Raw genomic sequence first — 9,729 nt, forward strand, 5'->3', positions numbered from 1 at the left:
CTTTCCAGCCAAGACCCCCGAAAGCACGGGAAGCGGCGCGAGAAGACGCACCGAGAGCACGCGAAGGACCCCGGGGAGACCGCGGTTCGCGGCGGTCTCCCCGGGGTCCTCGGGGCCCTGTCCGGGTCAGCCCCAGAGACGCCGCTCGGCGTCCTCCCACCGGGCCCGGCCCTCCTGCGGTTCGTAGCGCCGCAGTTCGAAGGAGTCGGCCACGATCCGGCGCAGGTCCGACAGCTCCCCCTCCACCGTGCCGACGGCACGGGCCTGCACCAGCAGGTTGCCCGCGGCGGTGCCCTCGGCCGGACCGGCCACGACCGGCAGGCCGGTGGCTTCGGCGGTCAGTCGGCACAACAGCGTGTTGCGCGCCCCGCCTCCCACCACGTGCACCACCTCGACGTCCCGACCGGACAGTTCGGCGGCCTGGCGCACCGCTCTGCGGTAGGCCAGGGCCAGGGAGTCGATGACGCACCGGGCCAGCTCGGCGTCGCCCTCGGGCGGCCGCTGGCCCGTCTCGGCCGCGTACGCGGCGATCCTCGCGGGCATGTCGCCCGGCGGCAGGAACCGGGGATCGTCCACGTCGACCACGCAGGCGAGCGCCGGCACCCGGGCGGCCCGCTCCAGCAGGTCGGCCAGGTCCACGTCGCGGCCCCGCTCGCGCCAGGTGCGCAGGGACTCCTGCAGAACCCACAGGCCCATGACGTTGCGCAGGTAGCGGACTGTGCCGTCCACGCCGAGCTCGTTGGTGAAGTTGGCGGCCCGGCTCTCCTCGGTGCGCACCGGGGCGTCCAGCTCCACCCCCACCAGCGACCACGTCCCGCACGAGACGTAGGCGAAGTGCGGCGTGGCGGCCGGAACCGCGACCACCGCCGACGCGGTGTCGTGCGAGCCGACCGCCACCAGCGGCGCCCCCGCGGCGCCTCCCACCGACTCACGGGCACGCAGCCGGCCCACGACCGTGCCCGGTTCGACCAGGCGGGAGAGCATGTCGCGCACCGGCACCCCGAAGGGCCCCTCCAGCACGTCCAGGCACTCCTGGGCCCAGTCCCGGGTGCGCGCGTCCACCAGCCCGGTGGTGGACGCGTTGGTCACCTCCCACACCCGCTCCCCCGTCAGCCAGTACCCCAGCAGGTCCGGGATGAGCAGCGCGTCGCGGGCCAACGGCACCAGCTGGGGGTCGTCTGCCGCCGCGGCCAGCTGGAACACCGTGTTGAACCGCTGGACCTGGAGCCCGTTGACGGCGTACATGCGGTCGGCGGGCAGGTACCCGAACACCTCCTCCGGCACACCCTCGGTACGGGCGTCCCGGTAGTGCACCGGGTTGCCGAGCAGGGCCGCGTCGGCGTCGAGCAGTCCGTAGTCCACCGCCCAGGAGTCGATGCCCACCGAGGCCAGGCCCCCGTGGGACTCGGCCGCCGCACGCAGCCCTTCCAGGGCTCCCCGGTACAGGGACAGGACGTCCCAGTGCAGGGTCTCGCGCTCCTGGCTCGGCACGGTCACCGGCGTGTTGGCGAACCGGGCGGCCTCCTCGGTGCGCAGGACGCCGTCGACGAGGCGCCCGGTGATCACCCGGCCGCTGGAGGCACCCAGGTCGATCGCGGCGTGCACCGCCGCCTCCCGCTTCTCGGGCACGGCGCTCACCGCAGGAAGGCGGCGGCCACGCCGCTGTCCACGGGCACGTGCAGTCCGGTGGTGTGCGACAGCTCCCCCGCGGTCAGCGCGAAGACCGCGTTGGCCACGTGCTCGGGCAGCACCTCGCGGCCCAGGAGGGTGCGCTTGGCGTAGAACGCGCCCAGCTCCTCCTCCTTGACCCCGTAGACCTCGGCGCGCTGGGCGCCCCAGCCGCCGGCGAAGATCCCCGAACCCCGGACCACGCCGTCGGGGTTGACGCCGTTGACGCGGATGCCGTGCTCGCCGAGCTCGGCGGCGAGCAGGCGCACCTGGTGGGCCTGGTCGGCCTTGACGGCGGAGTAGGCGATGTTCTTGGGACCGGCGAACACGGCGTTCTTGGAGGCGATGTAGACGATGTCGCCGCCCATGTCCTGGCGGGTCATGATCCGGGCGCTCTCACGGGAGACCAGGAAGGACCCCTTGGCCATGACGTCGTGCTGCAGGTCCCAGTCGCGTTCGGTGGTCTCCAGCAGGGGCTTGGAGATGGACAGCCCGGCGTTGTTGACCACCAGGTCCACGCCGCCGAAGGCCAGGGCGGCCTCGCCCAGGGCCCGGGCGACCGCCTGGCCGTCGCTGACGTCGCAGGCCACGCCCACGGCGACGTCGGCGTTGCCGAGTTCGGCCGCGGCCTCGGCGGCCTTGTCCGCGTCGAGGTCGGACACGACCACGCAGGCGCCCTCGGCCGCCAGGCGGGTGGCGATGGCCTTGCCGATGCCGCTCGCGGCGCCGGTGACGAAGGCGATCCGGCCGGCCAGGGGCTTGGGCTCGGGCAGGCGGGCGAGCTTGGCCTCCTCCAGGGACCAGTACTCGATGCGGAACTTCTCCGACTCCTCGATGGGCCGGTAGGTGGAGACCGCTTCGGCGCCGCGCATCACGTTGACGGCGTTGACGTAGAACTCGCCGGCCACGCGCGCGGTCTTGGCGTCCTTGCCGAAGGAGAACATGCCCACGCCGGGGACCAGGACGATCGCCGGGTCGGCGCCGCGCATGGCGGGGCTGTCGGGCCGGGCGTGGCGCTCGTAGTAGGCGCGGTAGTCGGCCCGGTACTCCTGGTGCAGCTCGCGCAGCCGCTCCACCGCCCGCTCGATCGGGGCGTCGGCGGGCAGGTCGAGCACCATGGGGCGGACCTTGGTGCGCAGGAAGTGGTCGGGGCAGGAGGTGCCCAGCGCGGCCAGGCGGGGGTGCTCGGCGGCGGCGAGGAAGTCCAGGACCGTGTCGCTGTCGGTGAAGTGACCGATCTGCGGGTGGTCGGTGGAGGCCAGGCCGCGGATGACGGGGGCCAGGGCGGCCGCGCGCTCGCGCCGCTCGGCCTCGGGCAGGGCGCCGTAGCCCTCCAGGGCGGGGCCGAAGGGCTCGGGGCGGCCCTTCTCCTCCAAGAAGCGCTCGGCGGTGCGGATGATCTCCAGCGAGTTCGCCTGGCACTGTTCGCTGGTCTCGGCCCAGGCGGTGATGCCGTGGCCGCCCAGGACCGCGCCGATGGCGTCGGGGTTCTCCTCGGCCAGGCGGGCGATGTCCAGGCCGAGCTGGAAACCGGGCCTGCGCCAGGGCACCCAGACCACGCGGTCGCCGAAGCACTCGCGGGTCAGGCGCTCGCCGTCGGCGGCGGTGGCCAGGGCGATGCCGGAGTCGGGGTGCAGGTGGTCCACGTGGGCGGCGCGCACCAGGCCGTGCATGGCGGTGTCGATGGAGGGTGCGGCGCCGCCCTTGCCGAAGAGGCAGTGGTCGAAGGCGGCGACCATCTCGTCCTCGCGCTCCTCGCCGGGGTAGACGTCCACGAGGGCGCGCAGCCGGTCCAGGCGCAGGACGGCCAGGCCGTCCTCGGTGAGGGTGCCCAGGTCGCCGCCGGAGCCCTTGACCCAGAGCAGTTCGACCGGCTGTCCCGTGACGGGGTCGGTGCGGGTGCCGGCGGCCGAGGTGTTGCCGCCCGCGAAGTTGGTGTTGCGCGGATCGGCGCCGAGGGTGTTGCTGCGTTCGACGAGCTGGGCGACGACGGATTCGGACACGGTGCTTCCCTGTTCGGTGTCGTGGTGGTGCTGGGCTGGGTCGTGCTCGTGCGGGGTCACGCGCCCCATCCGGCCTGGGCGCCGCCCTTGCGCTCCTGCGCCACCTTCTCGACGTAGCCGGACGCGGCGTGGGCCGCCATGGGGTCGGGGTGCAGCCCCTGCTCCTCGCGCAGGTCGGCCAGGAGCGGGCGCACGTCGGTGTTGTAGGCGTCCATGAGCACGGCGTTGGCACCCAGTACGTCGCCGGCCTCCTGGGCCCGGGCCAGGGCGTCGGGGTCCACGAGCAGGGCCTTGGCGGTGGCCTCCTGCACGTTCATCACCGAACGGATCTGCCCGGCGATCTTGGGCTCGATGTTGTGGCACTGGTCGAGCATGAACGCGACCTGGGTGTCGGTGGCCATCGCGCCGCCCCGCACCACCTCGTACATGATGCGGAAGAGCTGGAAGGGGTCGGCCGCGCCCACCATCAGGTCGTCGTCGGCGTAGAAGCGCGAGTTGAAGTCGAAGGCTCCGAGCTTCCCGGCGCGCAGGAGGAAGGCGACGATGAACTCGATGTTGGTGTGCGCCGCGTGGTGTCCGGTGTCGACGCACACCACGGCCCGCTCCCCCAGTTCGAGGCAGTGCGCGTAGGCGGTGCCCCAGTCGGGGACGTCGGTGGCGTAGAAGGCCGGTTCGAAGAGCTTGTACTCCAGCTGCAGGCGCTGGTGGGGGGCGAGTCTGTCGTAGACCTCGCGCAGGGCCTCGGCCAGGCGGTCCTGCCGGGACCTCAGGTCGTCCTGGCCGGGGTAGTTGGTGCCGTCGGCGAACCAGAGCTTGAGGTCGCGCGAGCCGGTGGCGTCCATGACGTCGACGCACTCCAGGAGGTGGTCGATGGCCTTGCGCCGCACCCGGGGGTCGGAGTTGGTGACGCTGCCGAGCCTGTAGTCGTCGTCCTGGAAGACGTTGGCGTTGATGGTGCCGATGCCGATGCCCAGGTCGCGCGCGTGGGCGGCCAGGGCGGCGTAGTCGTCCACCCGGTCCCAGGGGATGTGCAGCGCGACGGTGGGGGCCACACCGGTGTGCAGGTGCACCTGGGCCGCGTCGGCGATCTTCTCCCAGGGGTCGCGGGGCACCCCGGGCTGGCCGAACACCTTGAAGCGGGTTCCGGAGTTCCCGAAGGCCCAGGAGGGCAGTTCGATGTGCTGGCGGCGCAGGACGGCAAGGGTGTCGGAGTGCGAGGCCGTGTGCGGTGTGACCACGTTGGGGCTCCGTTCGGCTGGTGCGGGATGGTGGCGCAAGCGGTCATTGAATCGTTTTATTCAACTAGCGCAGAAGTTATCCCGACATCAGGAAGAGTGTCAACAGCCACACCCGAAACCACCACAAGGAGGCAGAGACGATCGCTTACAACGTTTTATTCACCAGCCGAAAGAGCCCACGCCGGCCAGGACGGGCACCGAGGAGCGGCACCGTCGTCAGTAAGCGCTTTCCCATCATCTTCGCGGACCCCCGCCGCCGTTGTCCAGCCGGCCTCCGGCACACGGAGAAGGGCCGGGGCTCCCGCCCCGGCCCTTCCTGGAATCCGAACCCCCGCTACCCGCGCCGGGGCAGGGTCCGGCTGCGGCCCCGGAACTCGGCGACGACGTCCTCGCCCCGGTGGACCGTGACGTCGTAGACGCCGCTGCGCCCGTAGAGCACGCGCTCCACGGCGGTCGCCACCAGCAGGTCGCCCTCCTTGGCGGGGGCCACGAAGGTCACGTCGGCCCCGGAGGCCACCGTCACCCCGCCTCCGTCCAGGTTGCAGGCACAGGCGAAGGCGGTGTCGGCGAGCGTGAACACGAACCCGCCGTGGGCGATGCCGTGGCCGTTGACCATGAGCGGCCCCACGGCCATCTCCACCACCGCGAACCCGTCGCGGGCCTCGACCAGGCGCATGCCCAGGTTCTTGGAGGCCCGGTCGGCCTCGAACATCCGCCACGCCGCCTCGTTGCGCTCCCCGCGTCCCTCGGACGCCCGGCCGCTCACGAGTCGAAGTCCACGGTGACGGCGTCGGTCAGGGGCAGCGCCTGGCAGGCCAGGGCGTACCCGGCCTCGACCTCGGCGGGGGTGAGCGCGTAGTTGCGGCGCATCCTCACCTCACCGCCGCACACCTTGACCCGGCAGGTGCCGCACACGCCGCCCTTGCAGGCGAAGGGCAGGTCGGGGCGGTAGCGCTGGGCGGAGTCCAGGACCGGCACGCCCTGGGGCAGGGTCAACGTGGTGGTGCGGCCGTCCAGGACGACGGTGACCTCGCTGGCCGGACCCTCGACCCCGGGCTCCTCGTGGCGGGCCTGGGGCGGGGGCTCGGCGCCCTCGACGAAGAACAGCTCCTGGTGGATGCGCTCGCCCTCCACACCGTGCCGGGCGAGGACCTCCTGGGCGTCGGTGACCATCCCGTAGGGGCCGCACAGCCACCAGTGGTCGACCGCGTCGGCGGCGACGATCGTGGACAGCAGCGCGTCCAGCTTCGCGCCGTCCAGGCGGCCGCTGAGGAGTTCGGACTCGCGGGGCTCGCGGGAGAGCACGTGGACGAGTTCGAGCCGGGAGCCGAAGGCGTCCTTGAGGTCGGCGAGCTCGTCGGCGAACATCACGGTGTCGCTGCGGCGGTTGCCGTAGAGCAGCGTGACGCGGGAGTCGGTGCGGCGCAGCAGCGACGAGGCCATGGACAGCATCGGCGTGATGCCCGAACCCGCGGCGATCAGCACGTGTCGGGCGGCAGTGCTGAGGTCGGGGCTGAACCGTCCGGTGGGCGGGCCCACCTCGATCTCGTCGCCCGGCTCGACCTCGCGGACCAGCCAGCTGGAGAACAGGCCTCCGGCGACCAGGCGCACGCCCACACGGGGCGCCTCGCCCACGGCCGCGCAGATGGAGTAGCTGCGCCGCTCCTCCGCGCCGTCGACCTCCCGGCGCAGGGTCAGGGACTGCCCCGGGGCGAAGGCGAACTCCTCGGCCAGGTGGTCGGGCACGTCGAAGGTGACGGCGACGGCGTCGTCGCACAGGCGCTCGACGGCGGCCACGCGCAGCCGGTGGAACGCGGCGCGGCCGCGGACCGGGGCGCCGTCGGTCTCGGTGACGGGTGTGGTCACGGTCAGATCTCCTTGACGTGCTCGAACGGTTCGAGGCAGGTCCGGCAGCGGTGGAGCGACTTGCAGGAGGTCGCGCCGAACCGGGACAGTTCCTCGGTGTCGGCCGCGCCGCACAGCGGGCAGCGCGGGACGGTACGGGTGGGCATGAGGGTGAGCGGGATGGGGCCCGCCGGGCGCCTGGGCGCCCCTCCGGGAGGGGAGATGCCGTGCTCGGTGAGCTTGCGCCGGCCCTCGTCGGTGATCCAGTCGGTGGTCCAGGCCGGGGAGAGCGCGGTACGCACCTCCACGTGCTCGAACCCGGCGGCGCGCGCGGCGCGGTCCACGTCCACGCGCATCTCGGCCAGGGCGGGGCAGCCGGAGTAGGTGGGGGTGATCCACACCGCGGCGGTGCCGTCCGCCTCGACCGCGACCTCGCGCAGGATGCCGAGGTCGGCGAGGGTGAGCATGGGCAGCTCGGGGTCGGTGACCGCGGCGGCCGCGGCCCACAGTTTCCGCTCGGCCCCGGTGCTCTGGTCCGTGTCCGTGCCGGCGCCGGTCGTGGTTACCATGTCGCCTCCGGGTGCTCCCGGGCCACGCGCTGGAGCTCCTCCAGCAGCGGGGCGAGTTCACCGGTGTGCCTGCCGTCGCGTCCGGCGACCGCGCCTTCGGGGAAGGGCGCGGGTGCGGGCAGGGTGGCGGCGGTCAGCACCTGGTCGAGGACCCCGTGGACCTCCTCGCGCACCGAGGCCGGGTCCACGCCCACGCCCTGGGCGGCCAGGGAGACCTCCACGGGGTGGGTGGCGAAGAGCTCGCCGGTGTGGGGCCACACGTCGGCGACGGCCGCGCGCATGCGCTCGTTGGAGTAGGGGGTTCCGTCGCCGAGGCGCAGGGACCAGGACACGGCGTACTCGCGGTGGTAGGCCAGTTCGTTGACGGCCTTGGCCGCGATGGCGGACAGCACGGGGTCCGTGCTGTCGGCCAGGCGGGTGAAGACGGCCAGGCGCCAGCTGGAGAGCACGAGCAGCGTGGCGACCGCGCGGGCGAAGTCGCCGCGCGGGACCTCGGTCAGGTGCACGTTGCGGAACTCCGCTGCGGACCGGTGGTAGGCGAAGGCGTCCTCGTCGCGGCCGGTGCCGTCGGCCTGTCCGGCGCGGGCCAGCAGGAGCCGGGCCTGGCCGAGCAGGTCCAGCGCGATGTTGGCCAGGGCCACCTCCTCCTCCAGCTCGGGGGCGTCGGTCACCCACTGGACGAGGCGCTGGGACTGGACGAGGGCGTCGTCGCCGAGCATCTGGCAGTAGGCCGCCAGGTCCGCGCCGTCCACCCCCGCGGGAAGGGTGGTGTCCACGCCCGCGAGCGCCTCGGTGAAGCCGGTGCCGAAGGCCCAACGGGCGTCGCCGTCGTGCTCCTCGGTCAGACCGGTGAAAATGTTCTCGCCACTCATGCTTGTTCCTTGAAGACTCGTGCCGGCCTCTGCCCCGGGACCCGTTCGTTCCCCGGGCCCCCGTCCACCCCTAGATGTGGGGGACGTCCTCGGGGATGGGGTAGAAGGTCGGGTGGCGGTAGACCTTGTCACCGCTGGGCTCGAAGAAGGGGTCCTTCTCGTCGGGGCTGGACGCGGTGATGTCGTCGGCGAGCACGACCCAGATGCTCACACCCTCGTTGCGGCGGGTGTAAAGGTTGCGGGCGTTGTGCAGCGCCATGGTCTCGTCGGGCGCGTGGAGCGAACCGACGTGCACGTGGTTCAGGCCCCGCTTGCCGCGGACGAAGACCTCGTAGAGGGGCCACTCGGGGCGGGCCGGGGTCGCGTTGTCGTTCGTGCTCATACCGCGACCTCCTGGGCGCTCTTGTCCTGCTGCTTCCTGGCGTAGGCGGTGGCGGCCTCGCGGACCCACGCGCCCTTCTCGTGGGCGGCGCGCCTGCGGGTGACACGCTCGGCGTTCTTGGGGCCGTTGCCGGTGATGACCTGCTTGAGCTCGTTCCAGTCGGGCTCGCCGAAGTCGTACTGGCCGCGCTCCTCGTTCCAGGCCAGTTCGGGGTCGGGCAGGGTGACGCCCAGCTTCTCCGCCTGGGGGACGGTCATGTCGACGAACTTCTGGCGCAGGTCGTCGTTGGTGTCGATCTTGATGCCCCAGGTCATGGACTGCTGGGTGTTGGGCGACTCGGCGTCGGGCGGGCCGAACATCATCAGGGACGGCCACCACCAGCGGTCGACGGCGTCCTGGACCATCCTGCGCTGGCCCTCGGTGCCCTCCATCATGCGCATGAGCAGTTCGTAGCCCTGCCGCTGGTGGAAGGACTCCTCCTTGCAGATGCGCACCATGGCGCGGGCGTAGGGGCCGAAGGAGGTGCGGCACAGCGGGACCTGGTTGCAGATCGCGGCGCCGTCGACCAGCCAGCCGATGACGCCGACGTCGGCGTAGCTCAGCGAGGGGTAGTTGAAGATCGAGGAGTACTTCTGGCGGCCCTCGATCAGCCGCTCGGTGAGGTCGCCCCGGTCCACGCCGAGGGTCTCGGCGGCCGCGTACAGGTACAGGCCGTGCCCGGCCTCGTCCTGGACCTTGGCCAGGAGGATGGCCTTGCGGCGCAGGCTGGGCGCGGTCGCGATCCAGTCGCCCTCGGGCTGCATGCCGATGATCTCCGAGTGCGCGTGCTGGGAGATCTGGCGGATGAGGGTCCTGCGGTAGGCCTTGGGCATCCAGTCGCGCGGCTCGATGCGCTGGTTGGCGGCGATCCGGGCGTCGAAGTCCGCCTGGAGAGCCTCGTCGGCGCCGGGGGGCGCTTCCTGGGCCGTGGTCGGCATTGATCTTTCCCCATTCATAACCGAACGTTCGGTCAGTAATTAGTATCCCCGGATCCGGGCGCCCGACGCAAGTCCCCGGGCGCCCGAATCCGAGCAGGTCACCGAGTCGGCGCCGAGACGGTCCCGATGAGGGCCGCCGGGGTGCCGACCGGAAGCCGGCTTGTGGCGGGCCGCC

At 72.4% G+C, this 9,729-nt stretch carries 9 protein-coding genes; all 9 read right to left on the reverse strand.

Features of this window, described 5'->3' with window-relative positions; all coding sequences use genetic code 11:
* Positions 1–126: 126 nt before the first annotated feature.
* Positions 127–1,638, reverse strand: coding sequence for a rhamnulokinase (locus tag D458_RS0127305; RefSeq protein ID WP_017589897.1), 1,512 nt, complete (start codon positions 1,636–1,638; stop codon positions 127–129).
* Positions 1,635–3,740 carry a bifunctional rhamnulose-1-phosphate aldolase/short-chain dehydrogenase gene (locus D458_RS0127310; RefSeq protein WP_017589898.1) on the reverse strand — a complete coding sequence of 702 codons (2,106 nt, stop codon included), beginning with the start codon at positions 3,738–3,740 and terminating at the stop codon, positions 1,635–1,637. Before D458_RS0127310 ends, D458_RS0127305 begins: the two co-directional genes overlap by 4 nt.
* On the reverse strand, positions 3,728–4,909 hold the full coding sequence (rhaI, locus tag D458_RS0127315) for an L-rhamnose isomerase (protein ID WP_017589899.1): 1,182 nt from the start codon (positions 4,907–4,909) through the stop codon (positions 3,728–3,730). The genes D458_RS0127310 and rhaI overlap by 13 nt, the downstream gene beginning before the upstream one ends.
* A 334-nt stretch (positions 4,910–5,243) precedes the next feature.
* Positions 5,244–5,621 carry a hydroxyphenylacetyl-CoA thioesterase PaaI gene (gene paaI, locus D458_RS0127320; protein WP_040702859.1) on the reverse strand — a complete coding sequence of 126 codons (378 nt, stop codon included), beginning with the start codon at positions 5,619–5,621 and terminating at the stop codon, positions 5,244–5,246.
* Between the two features lie 50 nt (positions 5,622–5,671).
* Positions 5,672–6,775: a 1,2-phenylacetyl-CoA epoxidase subunit PaaE gene (gene paaE, locus D458_RS0127325; protein ID WP_017589901.1), complete on the reverse strand. Its 1,104-nt coding sequence runs from the start codon at positions 6,773–6,775 to the stop codon at positions 5,672–5,674.
* A 2-nt stretch (positions 6,776–6,777) separates the two neighbouring features.
* Complete coding sequence (paaD, locus tag D458_RS0127330; RefSeq protein WP_017589902.1) at positions 6,778–7,323, reverse strand: 1,2-phenylacetyl-CoA epoxidase subunit PaaD; 546 nt, start codon at positions 7,321–7,323, stop codon at positions 6,778–6,780.
* Positions 7,317–8,195, reverse strand: a complete 879-nt coding sequence (gene paaC, locus D458_RS0127335) for a 1,2-phenylacetyl-CoA epoxidase subunit PaaC (RefSeq protein ID WP_017589903.1) — start codon at positions 8,193–8,195, stop codon at positions 7,317–7,319. Before paaC ends, paaD begins: the two co-directional genes overlap by 7 nt.
* A 70-nt stretch (positions 8,196–8,265) precedes the next feature.
* Complete coding sequence (paaB, locus tag D458_RS0127340) at positions 8,266–8,577, reverse strand: 1,2-phenylacetyl-CoA epoxidase subunit PaaB (protein ID WP_017589904.1); 312 nt, start codon at positions 8,575–8,577, stop codon at positions 8,266–8,268.
* Entirely contained in the window at positions 8,574–9,554 is a 981-nt protein-coding gene (gene paaA / locus D458_RS0127345; protein ID WP_017589905.1) for a 1,2-phenylacetyl-CoA epoxidase subunit PaaA, read from the reverse strand. Before paaA ends, paaB begins: the two co-directional genes overlap by 4 nt.
* Positions 9,555–9,729: the final 175 nt, after the last annotated feature.

The organism is Nocardiopsis ganjiahuensis DSM 45031, assembly GCF_000341085.1.
Taxonomy (GTDB): domain Bacteria; phylum Actinomycetota; class Actinomycetes; order Streptosporangiales; family Streptosporangiaceae; genus Nocardiopsis; species Nocardiopsis ganjiahuensis.

Bases quoted from the DNA above. Each gene is read 5' to 3' on its own strand.
- D458_RS0127310 (WP_017589898.1), bottom strand. From the start codon at position 3,740: ATGGGGCGCGTGACCCCGCACGAGCACGACCCAGCCCAGCACCACCAC.
- paaI (WP_040702859.1), bottom strand. From the start codon at position 5,621: ATGTTCGAGGCCGACCGGGCCTCCAAGAACCTGGGCATGCGCCTGGTC.
- paaD (WP_017589902.1), bottom strand. From the start codon at position 7,323: ATGGTAACCACGACCGGCGCCGGCACGGACACGGACCAGAGCACCGGG.
- paaC (WP_017589903.1), bottom strand. From the start codon at position 8,195: ATGAGTGGCGAGAACATTTTCACCGGTCTGACCGAGGAGCACGACGGC.
- paaB (WP_017589904.1), bottom strand. From the start codon at position 8,577: ATGAGCACGAACGACAACGCGACCCCGGCCCGCCCCGAGTGGCCCCTC.
- paaA (WP_017589905.1), bottom strand. From the start codon at position 9,554: ATGCCGACCACGGCCCAGGAAGCGCCCCCCGGCGCCGACGAGGCTCTC.